Source organism: Sphingobium sp. HDIP04 (genome assembly GCF_000445085.1).
Lineage (GTDB): Bacteria > Pseudomonadota > Alphaproteobacteria > Sphingomonadales > Sphingomonadaceae > Sphingobium > Sphingobium indicum.
The window spans coordinates 23,967-44,524 of the sequence record NZ_ATDO01000143.1; the positions used below are offsets into that span (position 1 = coordinate 23,967).

At 66.7% G+C, this 20,558-nt stretch carries 22 protein-coding genes; 12 read left to right on the top strand and 10 right to left on the bottom strand.

Translation table 11 applies throughout. From position 1 onward, the window contains the following. Nucleotides 1-39 precede the first annotated feature (39 nt). From phoB to L286_RS47355, 7 genes are all read right to left on the bottom strand, one after another. On the bottom strand, nt 40-741 hold the full coding sequence (phoB, locus tag L286_RS47325) for a phosphate regulon transcriptional regulator PhoB (protein ID WP_031293714.1): 702 nt from the start codon (nt 739-741) through the stop codon (nt 40-42). Between the two features lie 2 nt (nt 742-743). Then, on the bottom strand, nt 744-1,439 hold the full coding sequence (gene phoU / locus L286_RS47330; RefSeq protein WP_021224224.1) for a phosphate signaling complex protein PhoU: 696 nt from the start codon (nt 1,437-1,439) through the stop codon (nt 744-746). Between the two features lie 18 nt (nt 1,440-1,457). Continuing rightward, complete coding sequence (pstB, locus tag L286_RS47335; protein ID WP_274518542.1) at nt 1,458-2,258, bottom strand: phosphate ABC transporter ATP-binding protein PstB; 801 nt, start codon at nt 2,256-2,258, stop codon at nt 1,458-1,460. A gap of 5 nt (nt 2,259-2,263) precedes the next feature. Beyond that, nucleotides 2,264-3,508: a phosphate ABC transporter permease PstA gene (pstA, locus tag L286_RS47340; protein ID WP_021224226.1), complete on the bottom strand. Its 1,245-nt coding sequence runs from the start codon at nt 3,506-3,508 to the stop codon at nt 2,264-2,266. Beyond that, complete coding sequence (pstC, locus tag L286_RS47345; RefSeq protein WP_021224227.1) at nt 3,508-4,902, bottom strand: phosphate ABC transporter permease subunit PstC; 1,395 nt, start codon at nt 4,900-4,902, stop codon at nt 3,508-3,510. The genes pstA and pstC overlap by 1 nt, the downstream gene beginning before the upstream one ends. A 10-nt stretch (nt 4,903-4,912) precedes the next feature. After that, nucleotides 4,913-5,965 carry a substrate-binding domain-containing protein gene (locus L286_RS47350; protein WP_013041024.1) on the bottom strand — a complete coding sequence of 351 codons (1,053 nt, stop codon included), beginning with the start codon at nt 5,963-5,965 and terminating at the stop codon, nt 4,913-4,915. Between the two features lie 155 nt (nt 5,966-6,120). Beyond that, complete coding sequence (locus tag L286_RS47355) at nt 6,121-7,377, bottom strand: ATP-binding protein (protein WP_021224228.1); 1,257 nt, start codon at nt 7,375-7,377, stop codon at nt 6,121-6,123. Nucleotides 7,378-7,475: 98 nt separating this feature from the next. Between L286_RS47355 and L286_RS47360 the strand changes: the two genes are divergently transcribed. From L286_RS47360 to L286_RS47405, 10 genes are all read left to right on the top strand, one after another. Next, nucleotides 7,476-7,892, top strand: coding sequence for a hypothetical protein (locus L286_RS47360; protein WP_007687549.1), 417 nt, complete (start codon nt 7,476-7,478; stop codon nt 7,890-7,892). A gap of 96 nt (nt 7,893-7,988) precedes the next feature. Beyond that, nucleotides 7,989-9,173, top strand: coding sequence for a glycosyltransferase (locus L286_RS47365; RefSeq protein ID WP_021224229.1), 1,185 nt, complete (start codon nt 7,989-7,991; stop codon nt 9,171-9,173). Nucleotides 9,174-9,240: 67 nt separating this feature from the next. After that, nucleotides 9,241-9,522, top strand: a complete 282-nt coding sequence (locus L286_RS47370; RefSeq protein ID WP_007687550.1) for an HPr-rel-A system PqqD family peptide chaperone — start codon at nt 9,241-9,243, stop codon at nt 9,520-9,522. Continuing rightward, nucleotides 9,519-10,382, top strand: a complete 864-nt coding sequence (locus L286_RS47375; protein WP_021224230.1) for an HprK-related kinase A — start codon at nt 9,519-9,521, stop codon at nt 10,380-10,382. Before L286_RS47370 ends, L286_RS47375 begins: the two co-directional genes overlap by 4 nt. Then, a complete protein-coding gene (locus L286_RS47380) occupies nt 10,379-11,368 on the top strand; it encodes a nucleotidyltransferase domain-containing protein (protein ID WP_013041018.1) in 990 nt (329 codons plus the stop codon). The genes L286_RS47375 and L286_RS47380 overlap by 4 nt, the downstream gene beginning before the upstream one ends. A gap of 75 nt (nt 11,369-11,443) precedes the next feature. Continuing rightward, nucleotides 11,444-12,793, top strand: coding sequence for a S41 family peptidase (locus L286_RS47385; protein WP_013041016.1), 1,350 nt, complete (start codon nt 11,444-11,446; stop codon nt 12,791-12,793). A gap of 141 nt (nt 12,794-12,934) precedes the next feature. Continuing rightward, complete coding sequence (locus L286_RS47390) at nt 12,935-13,420, top strand: disulfide bond formation protein B (protein WP_021224231.1); 486 nt, start codon at nt 12,935-12,937, stop codon at nt 13,418-13,420. Beyond that, entirely contained in the window at nt 13,417-13,968 is a 552-nt protein-coding gene (locus tag L286_RS47395; protein ID WP_021224232.1) for a demethoxyubiquinone hydroxylase family protein, read from the top strand. Before L286_RS47390 ends, L286_RS47395 begins: the two co-directional genes overlap by 4 nt. A 24-nt stretch (nt 13,969-13,992) precedes the next feature. Then, nucleotides 13,993-14,577 (top strand): hypothetical protein, encoded by a 585-nt coding sequence (locus L286_RS47400; protein ID WP_021224233.1) that lies wholly within the window; start codon nt 13,993-13,995, stop codon nt 14,575-14,577. Between the two features lie 93 nt (nt 14,578-14,670). Beyond that, nucleotides 14,671-15,066: a hypothetical protein gene (locus L286_RS47405; RefSeq protein WP_021224234.1), complete on the top strand. Its 396-nt coding sequence runs from the start codon at nt 14,671-14,673 to the stop codon at nt 15,064-15,066. Between the two features lie 27 nt (nt 15,067-15,093). On the opposite strand, the gene L286_RS47410 is transcribed toward L286_RS47405, so the two are convergent. Together L286_RS47410 and L286_RS47415 are read right to left on the bottom strand one after the other, a co-directional pair. Further along, entirely contained in the window at nt 15,094-15,495 is a 402-nt protein-coding gene (locus L286_RS47410; RefSeq protein WP_021224235.1) for a RidA family protein, read from the bottom strand. 64 nt (nt 15,496-15,559) lie between these two features. Then, complete coding sequence (locus L286_RS47415; RefSeq protein WP_031293718.1) at nt 15,560-18,181, bottom strand: TonB-dependent receptor plug domain-containing protein; 2,622 nt, start codon at nt 18,179-18,181, stop codon at nt 15,560-15,562. Between L286_RS47415 and L286_RS47420 the strand changes: the two genes are divergently transcribed. Further along, nucleotides 18,151-18,402 carry a hypothetical protein gene (locus tag L286_RS47420; RefSeq protein WP_021224237.1) on the top strand — a complete coding sequence of 84 codons (252 nt, stop codon included), beginning with the start codon at nt 18,151-18,153 and terminating at the stop codon, nt 18,400-18,402. The genes L286_RS47415 and L286_RS47420 overlap by 31 nt on opposite strands. A gap of 80 nt (nt 18,403-18,482) precedes the next feature. Here the strand turns inward: L286_RS47420 and L286_RS47425 are convergent, their stop codons facing one another. Further along, nucleotides 18,483-19,058: a TlpA family protein disulfide reductase gene (locus L286_RS47425; protein ID WP_021224238.1), complete on the bottom strand. Its 576-nt coding sequence runs from the start codon at nt 19,056-19,058 to the stop codon at nt 18,483-18,485. 43 nt (nt 19,059-19,101) lie between these two features. Between L286_RS47425 and argH the strand changes: the two genes are divergently transcribed. After that, a complete protein-coding gene (gene argH / locus L286_RS47430) occupies nt 19,102-20,481 on the top strand; it encodes an argininosuccinate lyase (protein ID WP_021224239.1) in 1,380 nt (459 codons plus the stop codon). Nucleotides 20,482-20,558: the final 77 nt, after the last annotated feature.

The window sequence follows — 20,558 nt, forward strand, 5'->3', positions numbered from 1 at the left end:
ACCGGCCTATTTCCGTCTCCGGCGATCCCAAGCGCCGGTTCACGCCGCTCCGTCGGTATCCAGCGCATAGCCGGCCGAGCGCACCGTGCGGATGATGTCGCGATGGCGGCCGTCCGCGTTGATCGCCTTGCGCAGGCGGCGGATATGCACGTCCACCGTGCGCAGTTCGATGTCGCTGTCCTGCCCCCATACGCTGTCCAGCAGCCGTTCGCGGGAGAAGACCCAGCCGGGATGCTCCAGGAAATGCCTGAGCAGGCGGAATTCCGTGGGGCCGAGCGGGATCACCTGGCCGCCGCGACGGACCTTGTGCCCCACCGTGTCCATCTCCACATCCGCGAAGGTCAGCGTCTCGCCCGCCAGCGCCGGGCGCACGCGCCGCAGCACCGCGCCGACCCGCGCCACCAGTTCGCGGGGCGAGAAGGGCTTGGTCACATAATCGTCCGCGCCTGTTTCCAACCCGCGCACGCGATCCTCCTCCTCACCCCTCGCGGTCAGCATGATGATCGGCACGTTGGCCGTGCCGTTCATGCGGCGCAGGCGGCGGCAGACCTCTATGCCCGACAGGCTTTCCACCATCCAGTCGAGCAGCACGATGTCTGGCATGTTTTCCTGCGCCAGAAGCAGCGCTTCCTCGCCGTCCACCGTATGGACGACCTCGAAATCCTCGCGCTTGAAGTGCCAGATGAGCAGTTCGGCCAGCGCCGCGTCATCCTCCACCAGCAGCATCCTGGCCCGCGCCATGTTCAGCCCTCCGCCGCCGCCGCGCCGCCACGTTCGCGGTCGGGCAGGGTCTGGCCGGTCGCGGCATAATAGACCATCTCCGCCACATTGGTGGCATGGTCGCCGATCCGCTCGATATTCTTGGCGATGAACAGCAGATGGGCGCATTCGCTGATAGTCTTGGGATTTTCGACCATGAAGGTGACGAGCGTGCGGAAGACGCTGTTGTAGAAATCGTCCACCACCGTGTCGCGCTCGACCACGGCGACGGCCAGTTCCGCATCCCGCGCCGCGAAGGCGTTGAGGGCATCCTGCACCATCTCCGCCGCGACCTGCCCCATGGAGGGAAGAAGCGCGATGGGTTCCTGCGTCCGCTGGTTGGCGGCGATCAGGGGCACGCGCTTGGCGATATTCTTGGCATAGTCGCCGATCCGCTCGACCACGCCGACGATCTTCAATGCCGCGATCACGTCGCGCAGGTCGTTGGCCATCGGGGCACGGAGCGCGATGATCTCGATGGCGAGCTTCTCCACCTCCGCCTCTATGGCGTCGATGCGCTTGTCGTCGGCGACGACCTCCGCCGCCAGCGCCTCGTCATGGCGTTGCAGCGCCAACATCGCCTTTTCGATGGCCGATTCGGCGCGGCCGCCCATTTCGGCGATCAGACCGCGCAGCTTGTCCATCTCCTGATCGAACGCCTTGATAGTATGTTCTGCCATGTCCGTTCTCCCCCGGTCTCAGCCGTAGCGTCCGGTGATGTAATCCTTCGTCCGTTCCTGCTTCGGATTGGTGAATATGTCCGACGTCACGCCATATTCGACCAGTTCGCCCAGGTGGAAGAAGGCGGTCCGCTGCGACACGCGGGCCGCCTGCTGCATATTGTGCGTCACGATCACGATGGCGTAGCGGCCGCGCAGTTCGTGGATCAGCTCCTCGATCTTCGCCGTCGCGATGGGGTCCAGCGCGGAGCATGGCTCATCCATCAGGATCACTTCCGGTTCGACGGCGATGGCGCGGCCGATGCACAGGCGCTGCTGCTGCCCGCCGGAAAGCGCGGTGCCGCTGTCGTGCAGGCGGTCCCTCACCTCGTCCCAAAGCCCCGCCCGGCGCAGCGATTTCTCGACGATCACGTCCAGGTCCGCCTTCGCATGGGCCAGGCCATGGATGCGCGGGCCATAGGCGATGTTCTCGTAGATCGACTTGGGAAAGGGATTGGGCTTCTGGAACACCATGCCGACGCGGGCGCGCAGTTGCACCACGTCCATGCTGGGGGCGTAGATGTCCTCCCCGTCCAGCGTGATCGCGCCTTCGACACGCGCGCTGGCCACGGTGTCGTTCATGCGATTCAGCGTCCGCAGGAAGGTCGACTTGCCGCAGCCCGACGGGCCGATGAAGGCGGTGACATTGTCCATGTCGACATCGATCGACACGCCCTTGATGGCCTGCTTGTCGCCATAGAAGACCTTGACGTCGCGGGCCGTCATCTTGGGCTCTGCGGCGGGGGCCAGCGTCTGTTGTTCATGCATCATGGCTGTCATCGCGGTCACCACCGCCTTTCGAACTTGTTGCGCAGGTAGATGGCGAGGCCGTTCATCGCGAGCAGGAAGACCAGCAGGACGATGATGGCGGCGGAGGTCTTTTCGACGAAGCCCTTGGAGACTTCGTCGGACCAGAGAAAGATCTGCACCGGCAGCACGGTCGCCGGATCGGTGATCCCGCCCGGCGGCGTGGCGATGAAGGCGCGCATGCCGATCATCAGCAGCGGCGCGGTTTCCCCCAAGGCGCGGGCCATGCCGATGATGGTGCCGGTGAGGATGCCGGGCAGGGCCAGCGGCAGCACATGGTGGAACACCACCTGCACCGGACTTGCCCCGATGCCGAGCGCCGCGTCTCGGATGCTGGGCGGCACGGACTTGATGGCGTTGCGGCCCGCAATGACGATGACCGGCATGGTCATCAGCGCCAGCGTCATGCCGCCGACCAGTGCCGCCGAGCGGGGCAGGTGCAGGAAGTTGAGGAAGATCGACAGGCCCAGCAGGCCGAAGATGATGGAGGGGACGGCCGCGAGGTTGTTGATCGACACTTCGATGATGTCGGTCATCCAGTTCTTGCGCGCATATTCCTCCAGATAGACGGCGGTCGCGACCCCTATGGGGAAGCTCAACGCCAGAGTCACCAGCATGGTCAGCAGCGACCCCTTGAACGCGCCCCAGATGCCGACCTGCGTCGGATCGGTGCCGTCGCTGGCGGTCAGGAAGCCCCAGTTGATGCCGGTCGTCAGCAGACCCGCCTTGTCCAGCCGGGCCACCGCCGCTTCCGCTTCGGGCGACCCGTCGCCCTTGGCGGCCAGGTCGATTGCGGTGGCGGCGGGCAGCCTGATCGTCACCGTCTGCGCCAGGATCTTCGGATCGGCCTTGATCGCGTCGCGCAGCGCGGTCCATGCGGTGGGCGCCACCCAATCCTCGGCATTCGCGCCCAGCGCCTTCTTCACGACCTCGCCCGTCACCATCGGCAGGTTGGCGTTGGCGAGCGCCTGGTCGGTGATGGCGTTGGGGTCGAGCAGCAGCGGGGAGGCGGGGAAGTCCACCTTCACCGCGATCTCCGTCCCGGTGAAGCCGCGCAGGCCATTGCCGACCATGGTGAACAGCAGGAAGGCGAGGAAAGCGGCGGACAGCAGCACGGCGAACAGCCCTGCGGCCCGGAAGCGGCGCTCGGCGGCATAGCGCCGGGCGATCCGCCTGCGCATCGCGTCCGACTTCCAGTCGGTGGGGAGGCGTTCAGCGGTCATCAGTCGTAAGCCTCGCGATATTTCTTCACGACCCGCAGGGCCACGATGTTGAGCAGCAGCGTGACGATGAACAGCACCAGCCCCAGGGCGAAGGCGGCAAGCGTCTTGGCGCTGTCGAATTCCTGGTCGCCGGTCAGAAGCTGGACGATCTGCGTCGTCACCGTCGTCACGCTGGCGAAGGGGTTGAGCGTCAGGTTGGCGGCCAGGCCCGCCGCCATCACCACGATCATCGTCTCGCCGATGGCGCGGCTGACGGCCAGCAGCACGCCGCCGACGACGCCGGGCAGCGCGGCGGGGATCAGCACCCGGCGGATCGTCTCGCTGGTGGTGGCGCCCATCGCCAGGCTGCCGTCGCGCATCGACTGCGGCACGGCGGCGATGCTGTCGTCGGCCATGGAGGAGACGAAGGGAATGATCATCACGCCCATCACCAGCCCCGCGGCCAGCGCGCTTTCCGAAGAGGCGCCGTGGATGCCGATCGTCACGGCGAAGTCGCGCAGCGCCGGGGCGATGGTGAGCGCCGCGAAATAGCCGTAGACCACGGTCGGGACGCCCGCCAGCATCTCCAGCGTCGGCTTCATCCACCTGCGCACGGTCGGGCTGGCATATTGGGTGAGGTAGATGGCGCTCATCAGGCCGAGCGGGATGGCGACGGCCATGGCGATGATCGCGCCGATGAAGATGGTCCCCCAGAACAGCGGCACCGCGCCGAAGGCGTCGTCATTGCCATAGCCGAGCGCGGCCGATTGCGGGCTCCACTTGGCGCCGAACAGGAAATCGACGGGGCTGACCATGGAGAAGAAGCGGAAGCTCTCCCACAGCAGGGATGCGACGATGCCCAGCGTCGTGACGATGGCCAGCAGGGAAGCGATCAGCAGGGTCGCCATCACCAGCCGCTCGACCCGCGTGCGCGCCCGGAAATCGGGGCGGACGCGGGTGAAGGCATAGGCCCCCCCGGCAAAGGCCAGCATGATCGCCAGCGCCGTGCCCGCCAGCCCATATTTGCCGATGGCGTCCCTATAGGGTTCGACCAGGCCCTGCGACAGCGGGTTGAACGCCCCCGCCTGCACCCCCGTGGCGATGGCCCGCGCTTCGCCCAATATGGCGGAGCGCGAGAAATCGTCGGCGGGCAGGGCCTGCGCCGCCGGGCTGCCCAGCACGTCCTGCGTGACCAGGCCCGGCGCGACATTCGTCCAGACCGCCAGGAAGATGCCGGCGGGCACCAGCGTCCAGAGCGCGACATACCAGCCATGATAGCCCGGCAGGCTATGCACGGCGTCGCGGCGGCCGGAGGCCCGCGCCGCGCCTTGCAGCCGCAGGGCGCGGGCGCGGGCGCTGACCCAGGCTATGGCGCCCAGGCCAGCCAGCAGCAGGAAGGTGGCGGAACCTGTCATCTCGCCTGTCTTACTTGAGCTGCGAACCGTCGAGGACCGCCAGCGACTTGACGGTTGCCGCGCTCGCCTTGCGCACGTCCTCCGGCGCGGCGACCATGCCGCGCCTGGTCAGCGCGCCGTTGGGATCCCAGTTCGCCGCGAAAGTGTCGAGATAGGCCTGAAGCCCCGGAATGGCCTGCATATGCGCCTTCTTGACGTAGATGTAGAGCGGGCGCGCGCCGGGATATTGGCTGGTGGACACGGTTTCATAGGTCGCCTCGACGCCGTTGATGGAAACGTCCTTCAGCCTGTCCTTGTTCTCCTCCAGGAAGCTGTAGCCGAACACGCCGAGCGCGTTGGGATTGGCGCCCAGCTTCTGGACGATCAGATTGTCGTTTTCGCCGGAGTCCACATATTTGCCGTCCTCGCGGATGCGGGTGCAGGTGGCCTTGAACTCGTCCTCGCTCTTTTCCTTGAGCGCCTTCATCGCCGGGTCGCTCTCGCAGCCCTTGGTCAGGATCAGTTCGGCCAGCGAATCGCGGGTGCCGCTGGTGGACGGCGGGCCGAAGACGGAAATCGGCGTGGCGGGCAGGCTGGGGTCGACATCCTTCCAGCTTTGCGCCTTGTTCGGACCCTTGCCATAGGGATTGGCGGCCAGCGCCTCATAGACGATCCTGGGGGTCAGCTTGAGGCCGGGACCGTTTTTCGATTCCGCGAAGGCCAGGCCGTCCACGCCGATCTGGATTTCGACGATGTCCGTGACGCCGTTCTTCCGGCAATCCTCGAATTCCGACTTCTTCATGCGGCGCGAGGCGTTGGCGATGTCGGGGTGCTGCGCCCCCACGCCCTGGCAAAACAGCTTCATGCCGCCGCCAGTGCCGGTCGATTCGACGATGGGCGACTTCATGCCGGGATTGCCCTGAACGAACATCTCGGCAATCGCGGTGGCGAAGGGGTAGACGGTGGAGGAGCCGACGGCGCGGATCTGGTCGCGGGTGGCGCCGGCTCCCCCGCCGGACTGCTGGCCGCAGCCGGCAAGAGTGAGTGCGGCGGCGGTCGCGGTCATCAGGGCAAAATGCTTCACCGGAAAATCTCCTTCGTCAAAAGGCCGCGATTCGCTTTTCGCCGCCCCCCTCTGGGCACGCGCCGTAGCCGCGGTACGTCGCGCCTTTGTGACAATGGGATTGCACTTTTATGACATTGACGGCGGAAGGCCGCGCTGTCGCCGTCTTTTTTCGTTCAGGCCTTTGCCGCGACCGCCTTTTCCTCGGCTGCGAAGCGGGGCAGCAGGATGGAGATGGTGGTGCCCTTGCCCAGCACGCTGGCGATGTCCAGCCGTCCGCGATGCCGTTCCACGATATGCTTGACGATGGCGAGGCCCAGCCCCGTGCCGCCCACCGCCCGGCTGCGCCCCGAATCGACGCGGTAGAAGCGTTCGGTGAGGCGCGGCAGGTGATCGGGGCCGATGCCTTCGCCCTCATCCGCGACGGTCAGCCGCAACAGGCCGTTCGGCCCATCGGACAGGGACACGCGGATCGGCGTGCCGGCCCGGCCATATTTGACCGAATTGCCGATCAGATTATGGAGCAGTTGGGACAGTTGGGCGCGGTCGCCCTGCGCTTCGGGCAGGCCGGGCGCGATCTCCATCTCCACGTCGCGCCCGCGTTCGCCGTGGCTGGCGCGGAACACGCCCACCACCTCTGCCACCAGGCCGGACAGGTCGACCGCGCTTTCGGGCAGCCTGTGTTTCTCCGCCTCGATGCGGGAAAGGGAGATGAGGTCGTCGATCAGCCGCTGCATCCGCCGCGCCTCCCCGTCCATGATCTTCAGGAAGCGCTGCCGGGTTTCGTCGTCCTTGCCCAGTTCCGGGTCGGCCAGCGTCTCTATGAAGCCCAATATGCCCGCGAGCGGGGTGCGCAGTTCGTGGCTGGCGTTGGCGACGAAATCGACGCGCATCTTTTCCGCCGCATGGGCGCCGCTATGGTCGGCCAGATGGACGAGCCGCCGGACATGGCCGTCCTCCCCCACTGGCGCGATCCGCATCTGCCAGCGCTGGTCGCGGGCGCCCAGGCCGACCAGTTCGATCGTCACCGGCTCGGACAGCGGCGCCTGGCTGGCGAGCCGTTCGGCGGCGGCGGGATGGCGGATGGCGATGCGGGCATCCTCCCCCTCTATATGCGCGCCCAGCAGCCGCTGCGCGGCGCGGTTGGCGGCGACGATCCGGCCCCGCTCGATCAGCATCAGCGGGTCGGCCATGGCCTCCATCAGGTCGCGCGCGTCGGGATGGGCGACGATGTCCGGCACCTCCGCCAGCATGGTCGACAGGGCGGGTTCGGCGCGATCCGGCCCGGCCGCGCAGATGGCGAGCACCAGCAGCGCCGCCAGCACCGGCAGGAGGATGTCGAGCGGCCCCGCCCCCATCATCAACGCGCCCCCGGTGCCGAGCAGCAGAACGGCCAGCGAGGCGGTGATCTGGGAAGCGGTCAGGCGATTCATGGTTACCATGCTGGAAATTTGAGGCATTTGCTGCAAAGAGGGCCGCAGTAGCCGGCAATTTTTACAATTTGGCAAGCGCGATAGCGGATCAGGATGACATGAGCGAGCCGTTCCCCCCACAGAAGGAAGCCGAGTCGCGGGACGATGCCCCTGCCGCGCCGTCGCGCCGCCAGTTGCTGATGGGCGGCGCCGTCGCGGCATCGGCGATCATATCGATCCGGCCGGCGCTGGCGAACACGGCCGCGTCGGTGCTCAACTGCACGATACCCGTTCCCGACCAGGGCAGGGCCGGCAATTATATCGCGGCCAACGGTCAGGTGGTGCCGGCGGGCACCCAGGGCGCGTTCCCCGCCGGCAAGAGCTTCAGCGGGGAACAGGTCCGCCAAGCCATGCGCGGCGGCCGGCTGCCGGGCACCGGCTATGAGCAGAATCAGGCCTATCTGAACTATATCCGCCGCCTCCAGTCGGGGACGAGCGGCTTCACCTGCTACGCATCGCTGCAAATGCCCCGCTGAGGGGGGCGCATCATTTCCACCCGAACTTTTACGGATCGATGGCGTTGACGGCGTCGAGGCTTCGACGATCCGGTCAGGCGCAGCAAGGGCGGCCCCATGTTCCATGCACCCCATTGGGTGAAGCAAGATTATTCGGTCGCGATCTACCTCTATGAACCCGGCGATGGCGGCCTGGATCGGGTGGCGATTCTGCTCGCCAATCATCTGCTGAAGCGCGGCGTGGACGTGGAATTGTGGATGACGCGGACTGACGGCCCGGTGGCGGGCCTCATCGATCCCGCCGTGCCGGTCCGTCGCGTACCGGCGCCGCCCTTTTCGCGGCGGCTGTCGATGATCGCCCAATTCCCGGCGCTGGCCGCCATGGTGCGGCGGCGGCGCCCGGATATTCTCTATTCCGCGGGCAATCAGAGCAACATGCTGTGCGCGCTGGCGGCGCTGGGCACGGCGACGCGGGCGGTGGGCCGGATTTCCAACCCGATCGTCCGCCCCGGCCAGCGCGGCCTGTCCGCCTGGATCAGGCGCAGCCGATTCCGCGCGATCGCCCGGGCCAGCGCCATGACCATCGTGATGGGCGAGGCGGACCGGATGACGCTGACGCAGGCCGGGCCGCTCGCGGGCCGGCAGGTGACGCTGCTGCCGCGCCCGACAGTGACGCCGCTGCTGGAACGACTGCGGCGGCAACGCGGAGCCAGGACCGACGGGCGCCCATGGCATTTCCTGATGGTCGGGCGGCTGGTCGAGCAGAAGGACCATGCGACGGCGCTTCTGGCGCTTGCCCGGCTGAAGCATCTCGACTGGCGCCTGAAGATCGTCGGACGGGGGCCGTTGCGCCGCGACCTGAAGGCGCTTTGCGAGCGGCTGGGGATAGCGGAACGGGTGGATTTTGCGGGCTTCGTCGGTGATCCGGCGGAACTGGCGGCCCTGATGGCGGATGCCGATCTGCTGCTGCAACCCTCGCGCTGGGAGGGGCTCGTCGCGACGCTCATCGAGGCGCTAGGTTGCGGAACGGGGGTGGTGGCGACCGATTCGACGCCGAATATCCGTCCCGTGCTCGCCGCCGCGGGCCAGCATGCGCCGGTGCCGGTGGGCGATGCCGATGCCTTTGCCGATGCGATCCTCTGGGCGCTCGCCCATCCAGCGCCGGCGGCGCGGCTGGGGGAGGCGGTGAAGGAGCATGGGGTCGAAAGCGCGCTCGACGCCTATTTGCGCGCCTTTGTCCGGCTGGCGCGATCCGGCGGCATGCGGTGGCGGGGCGTCGCGCAAAACAGCTTGTCGCGTTAGGCACTTGGCTACGCCTTTATCTTAAGGATAGCGCGACAGTCCCATCCGAAGGCCGAATTCCGCGACCATGCCAGCCCGCTATTGCCAGGACAGCCCCGACGCCATCCTATGCTGCGCGCTGGAGGATATGGTGCTGCTCTACCACCGCCCATCGGGGCAGACCCATATGACGATCAGCCCGGTGCCGGAGATACTGGCGACGCTGGACGATGGCGCGGCGCTGACGGCGGACGAGATATTGGGGCAGTTGGCCCGGCGCTACGATCCGGGCGAGCCGGGGGAGGCCCTGCCGCTGGTGGAGGCGCATCTGGCGGAACTGGCCGCGCTTGGACTGGTCCGCATCGCGTGAACCATGACCTGACCCTGACGATCGGTCCGGCGACCTTCCGCATCGGATCGGCATGGCGGCAGCCGGTGGAGGCGCTGGCGCGACTCTATGCCGATTATCCCATGCCGGCCAACGCGATAGCCGACTTCACCGTGCGGCTGGAGCCTGCGGGGCCGTTCCGGCGCTGGTTTCGGCCATCCATCTTCATCACCGGCGATCATGGGCTGGCCGACGCCGCGCCGATGAGCCTTGCCCACGGGCTGCTGGCGGCGGAAATGGGGATGAACCTGCAAATGGCGCTCGGCTGGCGGCGGCACCTGCTGCTCCATGCCTCCAGCGTGGAAAAGAATGGGCGGGCGCTGGTGATGACCGGCGAATCGGGTTCCGGCAAGTCGACGCTGGCCGCGCAACTGGGCGAGCGGGGCTGGCGGCTGATGGGCGACGAATTCGCGCTGCTCGACCTGGAAACCGGGGCGATCTTTCCCTTTCCCCGCCTCGTCTCGCTCAAGAACCGCGCCATCGACGTCATCGCGGCGGAGGCGCCGGCGCAGCGCATGGGGCCGATGCTCGCGGGGACGGCCAAGGGCGATATTCGCCACCTCGTCCCCCGCGGGGAAGCGGTGGCGCGGATGACGGAAGGCGCGCCGCCCGCGCTGCTGCTGTTCCCGCGTTTCGGCCATGAAGCGGACGTGCGCCCGGTCGGCCAGGGGGAGGTCTTCATGCGGCTGACCCAGGCATCGACCAACTATGTCGCGCTGGGCGAGCCGGGCTTTGCGGCGTTGAGCCGCTTTGTCGGGAATGTCCCCGCGCGCGCCATCGACTTTCCGTCGGGCGACGAAGCCATCGCCCTGGTGGAGCGGCTCTGGGAGGAACTGGCATGAATGCCCGGCGGCTGGCGCAGGCCCTGCGCGACCCCGACGGGGTGGCGGCGCTGGATGCGGGCGGGTGGAACGCCCTTGTCGCGATGGCGAGGGCGGAACGGCTGATCGGCACGCTCGCCCTGCGAATCGGGGATCGGCCCGTGCCCGCGGCGGTGCGGCCGATATTGTCCGACGCCCGCCTGGATGCGGAGCGCGAGGCCAGGCAGGCATTGTGGGAGGCGGATCGCGCGGCGGAGGCGCTTGCCGGCCAGGACGTGCCGGTCGTGCTGCTCAAGGGCACGGCCTATGCGGCGGCGGGGCTGCGCGCCGGGCAGGGGCGCTTCATCGGCGATCTCGACATATTGGTGCCGCGCGATGCGATGGAGCGGGTGGAGCGGGCGCTGATCGACGCGGGATGGGAATGGGTCAAGGACGACCCCTATGACGACGCCTATTACCGGCAGTGGATGCATGAACTGCCGCCGATGATCCATGCGGCGCGGGACCGGATGATCGACGTGCACCACACCGTCCTGCCGCTGACGGCGCGGCAGACGCCGGATGCGGCGGCGATGATCGCGCAGGCGGTTCCCATCACCAACCAATTGTCCATGCTCTCGCCCGAGGACCGGGTCTGCCACGCGGCGGCGCATCTGCTGGCGGACGGCGATCTGGCGGGGGGGCTTCGCAACCTCTGGGACATATATTGCCTGCTCGACGGCGTTGACGGCGCGGCGCTGGAGGCGCGGGCGGCGCGGCATGGCCTGCTGCCCCATGTGCGGCAGGCGCGGCGGCTGGCCAACGCGCTCTATGGCGAAGGGGCGCGGCTCACGCTCTGGGACCGGATCGTCATGGCCCGGCTGCTGGCGCGCGACGGGTGGGGACGGGAAAGGCGCAGGCTGCTGCGTTTCGCCTTCTACCTGCGGTCCCATTGGCTGCGGATGCCGCCCGCCATGCTGGCGCGGCACCTGTTCGCCAAATGGCGCAGGGGGCATCGGCCTGTTTAGGGGCGCGAGCAAGATTTTTGCGTCTGCACGGAAATGCCCTATATTGCCGTTTCGATGCCAGGACTCAGGACACGCATGAAATCCAATTTCTTCCGGGGCGCCGTCGCCCTTGGCGCGCTCGCGCTCATCCCTGCCACCACCGCGGCGCTCGCCGATGGGGAGGCAAGCAGCTACAAGGCGCTCGACGAGTTCATGGACGTGTTCCAGAAGGTCCGCAGCGACTATGTCGAGAAGGTCGACGACGAAAAGCTGATCAAGGGCGCGATCGACGGCATGCTGGCCAGCCTGGACCCGCATTCGAGCTTCCTCGACGCCCGCGATTTCCAGAACCTGCGCACCCAGACGGAGGGCAGCTATGGCGGCCTGGGCCTTTCCGTCACGCAGGAGGACGGCGCGGTGAAGGTGATCGCGCCGACGCAGGACACCCCCGCCTGGCGCGCCGGGATCAAGGCGGGCGACTATATCACCCATCTCGACGGGCAGCTCATCTATGGCGGCACGCTGGACGAGGCGGTCGACAAGATGCGCGGCGCGCCGGGCACGCAGATCAAGCTCACCATCGTCCGCCCCGGCCGCGACAAGCCAATCGACCTCACCCTGACGCGTGAGATCATCCAGTTGAAGCCGGTGAAGTGGGAGGTGAAGAACGGCATCGGCGTCATCAACATCGTCAGCTTCTCCGCCAATACCGGCGCCGACGTGCGCCAGGCGATCCGCAGCATCGACAAGTCGCTGGGGCGCAAGCCCACCGGCTATATCCTCGACCTGCGGTCCAACCCCGGCGGGTTGCTGGACGAAGCCGTGTCGGTCAGCGACACCTTCCTGGAGCGCGGCGAGATCGTGTCGCAGCGCGGCCGCAACAAGGGCGATGTCGAGCGCTATTATGCCAAGCCCGGCGACGACGCGAAGGGCCTGCCGGTGATCGTGCTGGTGGACGCTGGCTCCGCCTCCGCATCGGAAATCGTCGCGGGCGCGCTGCAGGACCAGCATCGCGCGCTGGTGATGGGGGAACGCAGCTTCGGCAAGGGCAGCGTCCAGACCATGCTGCCGCTCAGCAACACCACGGCGCTCAAGCTGACCACGGCGCGCTATTACACGCCGTCTGGCCGATCCGTGCAGGAAGGCGGGATCGAACCGGACGTCAGGGTGCCGCAACTGAGCGACCCCGATTACAAGAATCGCCCGAAATTCCGCGAAAGCGACCTGCGCCGGCACCTGATCAACGAGATCAAGACCGACAATGCGGCGCTGGAAGAGGACAGCAAGGACGACCCCCGCTTCGCCGCCACGGCCGAGGAGTTGAAGAAGAAGGGGATCGAGGATTTCCAGCTCGACTATGCGTTGAAGACCATCGCCCGCCTGGCGGCCAGGCCGGGCGGGGCGGTGGCGCAGGCCACTCCCGCCCGCAAACCCGCCACGCACTGACAGCTAGGGCGATCTCCACAAACCAACCTGCTCCTGCCTTCGCAGGAGCACGTTACATAAAGCGGATAGAACCTTCCCCGTTCCCTTTCACCACCGCAAGTTCAGCATGACGAAAGCCGCGGGACGGTTTAAGCGAACGCTATGACAAACCTGCCCCTCGCCCGCGCATTGGCGCTGATCTTTCCCCTGGCCATGCTGGCGGGCGCCTATGCCTTCCAATATGTTGGGGGGATGCACCCCTGCGAAATGTGCTGGTGGCAGCGTTACGCCCATTTCGCCGCGATCCCGCTGGCGCTGGTCGCCTATGCGATGCGCGGCAAGGCCTGCGTGAGCGCGCTGTTCACGGGCCTGGCGGGCCTTGCCATCGGCATCGGCGGCGGCATCGGCCTGTTCCATGCGGGCGTCGAATATGGCTGGTGGGAAGGGCTCACCGCCTGCTCGACCAGCCCGGCCGGCGGCAATCCGGCGGACATCCTCAACCAGATCATGGCGACGCCGATCACCCGCTGCGACGTGGCGCCCTGGAGCCTGCTGGGCATTTCGATGGCGGGCTATAACGGCCTCTTGTCGGGCGTGGCCGCGCTCCTCATCTTGGTGCTGCTGATCGGAAAAGGGAGCAAGGCATGAGCGTAAAGGACTTCCCGCGCCCCGGCCGCCGCGTGACCGACGCGGAGCGCGCCTCGATGCTGCGCGTCGATCAGGCGGGGGAATTCGGCGCGACCCGCATCTATGCCGGGCAACTGGCCGTCATGGGGGATCGGCATCCCGATTCCCGCCTGATCGCCGGCATGGCCGCGCAGGAGGAACGGCATCGCAAGCATTTCGACGCCATGATCGCGCGGCGGGGGGTGCGGCCGACCGCATTGCAGCCGATCTGGAATGTCGCCGGCTTTGCGCTGGGCGCGGTGACGGCGGCGATCGGGCCGCGCGCCGCCATGGCCTGCACCGCCGCGATCGAGACGGAGATCGACCGGCACTATGCCGAGCAGCTGGAGCAATTGGGAGAGGACGATCCGGAACTCTCCACCGTCATCGCGGATTTCCAGGCGGAGGAGGTGGAGCATCGCGAAACCGCCATCGCCCATGGCGCGGAGCAGGCTCCGGCCTATCCCTTATTGTCGGGCGCCATCCGATTGGGCTGTCGTGCCGCCATCGCCCTTTCTAGGTATATCTAAGGCGAAGCGCATCTGAGGAGAAGCATGATGAAGACCAGCCTGATCGCCGCCATGCTTTTGCTGGGCACGGCTTCCCCCGTGCTGGCGCAGCAGGGGCCAAGCGTGCCGCAGGAACAACCCCCCGCCGCGCAGGCGGGGCCGGAACGCGTCAACCTGGTCATCGTCTATGGCGACGATCCCTGTCCGCAAAGCCAGGGCAGCGACATCGTCGTGTGCGCGCGCAAGGGCGAGGAGGAACGCTACCGCATTCCCGAACCGTTGCGCGGCGATCCGAACCAGCCCAGCCACCAGGCCTGGGGAGAACGGGTGAGGTCGATGGAATATGTCGGCCGCAGCGGCACCGAAAGCTGCTCGCCGGTCGGCGGCGGCGGGGCCACCGGCTGCTTCGCGCAATTGGCGCGGCTCGCCAAGGCGGAGCGGCAGGCCGCGGACAATGCGAACTGGAAGGATCTGGTCGAGGCGGAGCGGGCCCGGCGCCTCTCCACCATCGATGCGGAAAGCAAGGCGATCGAGGCGCAGGCCGTCGCGGAGGAAAAGGCGCGGGCCGCCCAGCAACAGCAGCAAGGTGCGGCTGAAGCGACGCCGCAGGGAACGACTCCGCAGCAGTGACGGCATGCGCCGCGGCGCGCCGTCTGGAAGAAGGCTGCCGCAAACCGGGCAATCCGGACGGCGGGACAGGGGACGAACAAGGAATATGGATCGATGCGCCTCCTCACCGCCCTTCCCCTCGCCGCCGTCGCGCTGGCGCCCCTGACTTTCGCCGGCGCGGCCCATGCGCAACCGCCCCAAAAAATCTTCAACCTGGTAGTCTATGGCGACGATCCTTGCCCCAAGGGGCAGGGCGACGAGATCATCGTCTGCGCGCGCAAGCCCGAATCCGAACGCTATCGCATTCCCCGGAAATTGCGCGAAAAGCCGGAGCCGGCCGGCGGCCCCGGCTGGGGCAGCCAGGTCGCGACCATGGAGCAGGTGCAGCGGCAGGCCCTGCCGGGCGGTTGCTCCGCCATCGGCAGCAACGGCTTCACCGGCTGCACCGCCAAGATGCTGGAGCAATGGTTCGCGGAACGGCGGATGCGGGAGTCGAAGGGCGAACCTTAGGGCCTTCGGTCGTCGCCATCGGCGCTTCTATTTGAAGCTCGCGATGCACTCGATCTCCAGCGGCGCTCCCATGGCCAACCCGTCCGCGCCGAATGCGCTTCGGGCGGGCAGCCGCTTGCCCTGGAAATAGCTGACATAGGTGCCGTTGAACCGGGGCCAGTCCGCCATATCGTCCAGCATCACCGTGCATTTGACGACATGGCCGAAGTCGAGGCCATTGTCCTTGAGGATCCTGCCGATCGAATCCATCGCGCCGCGAACCGCGGCGTCGAAGCCCTCCTTATGGGGGTCCATGCCGTCCGGCACCCGGCCGATCTGGCCCGAAAGATAGAGAATGTCGCCCGCCCGCACGGCGGGGGAGAAAGGGGGCTGCTGCGCGGCCAGCGGCGTGGCGCCGAGGGCCAGGAACAGGGCGAGCCATTTCTTCATATGCCTATTTCCCCGATGCAAAAAGGGCCGGTCCTTTCCGGACCGGCCCTCCCTTCGTGACGCTTTAGAACTTGAAGTCGAGGCGGGCGTAATAATAGCCGCCTGACGTGCTGTAGGGACCATGGCCATAGTAGCTGTTATAGGCCCCGGCGCCGTTGATGAAGGGCGAGACGCCCGCGCCCGGCGTGACGCCTTCCATCACCTTCGGCACTTCCGGACGCTTGTTGAACAGGTTGTTCGCGCCCACCGAGAAGGTGACGAAATCGGTGAAGTCGTAACCCGCCTCCAGATCGGTGAGAGCGGTCGCCTTGACCACCCCGTTGAAATAGAGCTGGTTGGCGTTGACCCCGTTCACGATAGCGCCGTCCGCGATCAGGAAGCCGCCGTTCGGGATGAAGCCCCCGCCGGGCGTGAAGCCGGGACGGACCAGGATGCTGGTCTTGCCGTAGAAGGTTTCGCGCAGGTTGAGCGTGAACTTCCCGCTCTTGAACAGCGCGCCGGCGACGACCTTATAGTCGGGGTTGGAACGCTCGATATTGCTTTCCGACGCCGCGTTGAAGATCGGATAGCCGACCTTGTTGTTGGTGATCTTCGTCTTGTTGTAGTTCGCCGTCAGCGACAGGTTCAGCGTGCCGAAGTCCAACGCGACCGGATAGGCGGCCGAGAAATCGATGCCCCAGGTGCGCGTGTCGATGCCGTTGGTGAAGCTGGACACGCCGATCGTGCCGCTGGTGAACAGCGCGCTGTCGAGGACGATGCCCGCGGAGTTGAGCGCGCTCAGGATCTGCGCCCCGCCCGGTTGCGGCACGCCGTTCAGGACGGCGTTGCGCGCCGCCGTGCCCGTGATGCGGTCCTTGATCTTGATCAGATAACCGTCGACCGTGATGGCCAGCTTCGGCACCGGCCGCAGCACGATGCCGGCCGAGAAGTTCTTCGACTTTTCAGGCTTCAGCGAATTGAAGCCCAGCAGCGCGGCGGCCGGGGTGCCGGCAGGGAGCTGCGCGACGGCGCTGGTCGGGCCGACGTTGATGGTCGAATATTTCTGCTCCGCCAGCGTGGGAGCGCGGAAGCCGGTGCTGACCGTGCCGCGCAGTGCGAAGGCGTCGCTGAAGTCGTAGCGGGTCGTGATCTTGCCGATGGTCGTGTCGCCGAAGTCGGTATAATCCTCGTAACGGCCGGCAAGGTCGACGGACCAGTTTTCGACCGGCTCCGCGATCAGGTTGATGTAGCCCGCGCGCGAGCTGCGGCGGAACTTGCCCGCGTCGGTCGACTTGTAGCCGGGGAAGGACTGAACGCCGGTCTTATAGGTCGAATAATAATCGCCCGCGACGATCTCATAGGTGTCCCGGCGATATTCGCCGCCGAACGCGAAGGTGAGGGGACCGGCCATGCCGGCGTCGAATTCCTTGCGGATGTCGGCGGTGACCGTGGTCTGGCTCAGGCGGAAGCCGCCGTCATAGGCCTTGTCCACCGTATTGGGCCTGCCGATTCCCTGCAGCGACGCGGCGTAGCTTTCCTGCCAGACTTCGCGATGGGCCGACGATTCGGTCCAGATGTCGTCCTTCTGATAGCCATAGGTGGTGCTGAGGTCGTAATTCCAGCCCGAAGCCTCGCCCTTGGCGCCGACGGTGAAGCTATATTCGTCCTCGATCACATGCTGGAGCGGAACCATGCCCCAGGTGCCGGTATCGCTGTAGCAGATATTGGGATTATAGGCCGCGGGCGTGATGCCGCCGCCAAGATTGCCGGTTTCGTAGCAGATGCGCTTGGGATGGCGGTAGCCCTGCTTGGCGTAGCCGATGCGGCGGGCATAGTCACCGAAGCTGTACAGTTCGATCCCGCCGAAATCATAGCCCATATTGTAGAAGGCTTCGGTCAGGTAGGTTTTGGGCTGGCCGCCGTTGATGCCCGCCAAGGCGTCGCCCGCCAGGTTGGACCATTGGGCGGGGGTGTTGGGCTGAAGCGTGCCGTCGGGCCTGGTGATCTGGACCTGGCCGGTGCCGACGGTGGTGTAATCCTGGCGGCGGTGGAACAGGCTGAGGTTGAAGAAGCCGTCCTCACCCAGCTTGAAGCCCATATTGCCGGAGGCGGAGAACAGCTCGCCTTCGCTGTCATAATATTGGCCGCCCGTGACCTTGAAGCTGCCGCCCTCGTTGTTGTCCTTGAGGATGAAGTTGATGACGCCCGCAATGGCGTCCGTGCCGTAGACGGCCGCCGCGCCTTCCTGAAACACTTCGACGCGGGCGATGGCGTCCGGCGGGATGAGGTCGATGCTGGGCGCGGCCGAACCCTGGAACGCGCCGGAGATCACTTGGAGGATGCCGTTGCCGTGGCGGCGCTTGCCGTTGACCAGCACCAGCGTGTGGTTCGGGCTGAGGCCGCGCAGGCGGGCGGAAAGCGAGAAGCTGGAAAGGTCGGTGCCCTGCGTCTGGGCGGTGAAGCTCGGCACGATCTGGGTCAGCACCTGGTTCAGGTTCGGCTGGCCGACATGGCTGATCGCCTCCTGGCTCAGCACCTGGATCGGCGCGGCGCTTTCGGCTGCCTGCATGCCGACGGCGCGGGTGCCGGTGACGATGATGGCGCCGCCGTCATCGACCTGCGGCGACTGCGCCTCTTGCGCCATTGCGCAGGCCGACCAGGACGAGGCCAGCACCAATGAAAGGCGAAGTGCGGATAATCTTGTCATCTATGCCCCCTGTTCTGCATTTATTTATGACAAGGGGCTCAACGAAGTTCCTGGAGGAAACCTCTACCGCACTGCACAAAATGATAGAAAAAATTAAATATTTCTTCTTCATTTCCGCTAAAAATCAGGACAGGCTGCCATGCTGCGCGGCGAAATGGCAATTGATTAGCGCGCATGTGGCGCTGCGCATTTTGCAAGCAGCGCGCATGGCGGATTTTTGACCGAAGTTCGTTTAGATAAAATTCCGCCCTCAGCCGTCATGCCTGCCATGTCGGCATGACGAGCGGGGAGGGGATGGGGATCAACTCGCCATCGCCGCCTCGATCAATGCGCGGCCTTCCCTGCTGTTCCAATCCATCGCGCCGACCACCCGCGCCGTTTCCTTGCCCTGCGCGTCATAGATGACCGTGGTGGGCAGCATGCCGGTGTTGTAGTGGAAGCCGAACTGGTTTTCCGGGTCGATCCAGCCCTTGAGATGCGGCAGCGGATGCTTTTCGAAAAAGGGCTTGATCACCGCCTCGCCCTGGCTGTCCTGCGATATGGTGAGGACGGCCAGCCCCTTCTTCCCATAATCCGCCGCCACCGCGTCCAGCGTCGGCATCTCCGCCACGCAGGGCGCGCACCATGTCGCCCAGAGGTTGACCAGCATCGGCCTGCCCGCGAAATCGCTCAGCTTCGCATCGCTCCCGTCGGGGTTCTGGAAGGTGAAGCCGGGGGCAGGCGTCCCCGCCTTCGACCTGTCGAGCGTATAGCTGAACGCGCCCTTCCCGCTCTGCGCCGGCCCCGTCGCCTCGCCGCTGGTGGCGTTCGGGCCTTGCCCGGCGGGCGGGGATTGCTTATCGCACGCGCCAAGGCCAGCCAGCAGGAGCAGTGTCATTACGCAGCGTAAGGATGATCGCACGGGAAAAAGCTCCAACAGCATGTGGGGCGGACGCTTCGCGGCCGGTCCGGCTTCGGTCATGCGGGAGATAAATGCGTCCATCCCGTTCGACAAGCGCCTGTGGAAACAGGACATCGCCGGATCGAAGGCGCATGTCGCGATGCTGGCCAAGCAGGGCATCGTCGATGGCGAGGACGCGCAAGCGATCACCGAGGGGCTGACCCGTATCGCCGCCGAATATGAGGCGGACGGCGTGCCGGTGAACCTGGACCTGGAGGACATCCACATGGTCACGGAGTCGCGCCTCGCGGAACTGATCGGCCCGGCAGCGGGGCGGCTGCACACCGCGCGCTCCCGCAACGACCAGGTGGCGACCGATTTCCGCCTCTGGGTGCGCGACGCCATCGATGAGGTCGAGGCGGGCCTGCAGGGCCTGTCGGACATGCTGCTGACCCGCGCGGAGGAGCATGCCAACGCGGTGATGCCCGGCTTCACCCATCTCCAGTCCGCGCAGCCGGTGACGCTCGGCCATCACCTCATGGCCTATCATGAGATGATCCGCCGCGACCGCAGCCGCTTCGCCGACGCCCGCGCGCGCCTCAACGAATGCCCGTTGGGCGCGGCGGCGCTGGCCGGGACGGGCTTTCCCATAGACCGTCACGCCACGGCGGCGGCGCTCGGTTTCGCCAAGCCGACCGACAACAGCCTCGACAGCGTGTCGGACCGCGACTTCGCGCTCGATTACCTGATGGCCGCGACCCAGTGCAGCCTGCACCTCTCGCGCCTGGCCGAGGAATTCATCATCTGGGCCAGCCAGCCCTTCGGCTTCGTGAAGCTGCCCGACGCCTATTCGACCGGCAGCTCGATCATGCCGCAGAAGCGCAACCCCGACGCCGCCGAACTGGTGCGCGGCCATGCGGGCCGGATCATGGGCTGCATGAACGCGCTCTGCGTCACGATGAAGGGCCTGCCGCTCGCCTATTCGAAGGACATGCAGGACGACAAGCCGCCGGTGTTCGAGGCGCACGACCTGCTCGGCCTTTCCATCGCGGCGATGACCGGCATGATAGAGACCGTGACCTTCCGCACCGAGCGCATGCGCGGCCTTGCGGAAAGCGGCTTCGCCACCGCCACCGACCTTGCCGACTGGCTGGTTCGCGAAGGCGACGTCCCCTTCCGCGAGGCGCACCACATCACCGGCCGCGCCGTCGCGGCGGCGGAGGCGGCGGGCGTGCAGCTTGCCGATCTGCCGCTGGAAACGCTCAAGGCCATTGATGCGCGGATCGATGAGCGTATCTATGCGGTGCTGACGGTCGACGCCTCGGTCGCCAGCCGCAGGAGCCATGGCGGCACCGCGCCCGATCAGGTGCGCGCGCGCATTGCCGAGGCCCGGAAGAAGGCGAAAGGGCAGGGCAAGTGATGACCGCACGGATCGCCAAGGCATGCGCGCTCGCCGCGCTGGCGCTGACCCTGGCGTCCTGCGGCGGCCGCCAGCCG

Excerpts from the sequence above, each read along its gene's own strand:
- phoB (WP_031293714.1), bottom strand. The coding sequence starts at position 741 with ATGGCGCGGGCCAGGATGCTGCTGGTGGAGGATGACGCGGCGCTGGCC.
- phoU (WP_021224224.1), bottom strand. The coding sequence starts at position 1,439 with ATGGCAGAACATACTATCAAGGCGTTCGATCAGGAGATGGACAAGCTG.
- pstB (WP_274518542.1), bottom strand. The coding sequence starts at position 2,258 with ATGACAGCCATGATGCATGAACAACAGACGCTGGCCCCCGCCGCAGAG.
- pstA (WP_021224226.1), bottom strand. The coding sequence starts at position 3,508 with ATGACCGCTGAACGCCTCCCCACCGACTGGAAGTCGGACGCGATGCGC.
- pstC (WP_021224227.1), bottom strand. The coding sequence starts at position 4,902 with ATGACAGGTTCCGCCACCTTCCTGCTGCTGGCTGGCCTGGGCGCCATA.
- L286_RS47355 (WP_021224228.1), bottom strand. The coding sequence starts at position 7,377 with ATGAATCGCCTGACCGCTTCCCAGATCACCGCCTCGCTGGCCGTTCTG.
- L286_RS47360 (WP_007687549.1), top strand. The coding sequence starts at position 7,476 with ATGAGCGAGCCGTTCCCCCCACAGAAGGAAGCCGAGTCGCGGGACGAT.
- L286_RS47365 (WP_021224229.1), top strand. The coding sequence starts at position 7,989 with ATGTTCCATGCACCCCATTGGGTGAAGCAAGATTATTCGGTCGCGATC.
- L286_RS47370 (WP_007687550.1), top strand. The coding sequence starts at position 9,241 with ATGCCAGCCCGCTATTGCCAGGACAGCCCCGACGCCATCCTATGCTGC.
- L286_RS47380 (WP_013041018.1), top strand. The coding sequence starts at position 10,379 with ATGAATGCCCGGCGGCTGGCGCAGGCCCTGCGCGACCCCGACGGGGTG.
- L286_RS47385 (WP_013041016.1), top strand. The coding sequence starts at position 11,444 with ATGAAATCCAATTTCTTCCGGGGCGCCGTCGCCCTTGGCGCGCTCGCG.
- L286_RS47390 (WP_021224231.1), top strand. The coding sequence starts at position 12,935 with ATGACAAACCTGCCCCTCGCCCGCGCATTGGCGCTGATCTTTCCCCTG.
- L286_RS47395 (WP_021224232.1), top strand. The coding sequence starts at position 13,417 with ATGAGCGTAAAGGACTTCCCGCGCCCCGGCCGCCGCGTGACCGACGCG.
- L286_RS47400 (WP_021224233.1), top strand. The coding sequence starts at position 13,993 with ATGATGAAGACCAGCCTGATCGCCGCCATGCTTTTGCTGGGCACGGCT.
- L286_RS47405 (WP_021224234.1), top strand. The coding sequence starts at position 14,671 with ATGCGCCTCCTCACCGCCCTTCCCCTCGCCGCCGTCGCGCTGGCGCCC.
- L286_RS47410 (WP_021224235.1), bottom strand. The coding sequence starts at position 15,495 with ATGAAGAAATGGCTCGCCCTGTTCCTGGCCCTCGGCGCCACGCCGCTG.
- L286_RS47420 (WP_021224237.1), top strand. The coding sequence starts at position 18,151 with ATGAAAGGCGAAGTGCGGATAATCTTGTCATCTATGCCCCCTGTTCTG.
- L286_RS47415 (WP_031293718.1), bottom strand. The coding sequence starts at position 18,181 with ATGACAAGATTATCCGCACTTCGCCTTTCATTGGTGCTGGCCTCGTCC.
- L286_RS47425 (WP_021224238.1), bottom strand. The coding sequence starts at position 19,058 with ATGACACTGCTCCTGCTGGCTGGCCTTGGCGCGTGCGATAAGCAATCC.
- argH (WP_021224239.1), top strand. The coding sequence starts at position 19,102 with ATGTGGGGCGGACGCTTCGCGGCCGGTCCGGCTTCGGTCATGCGGGAG.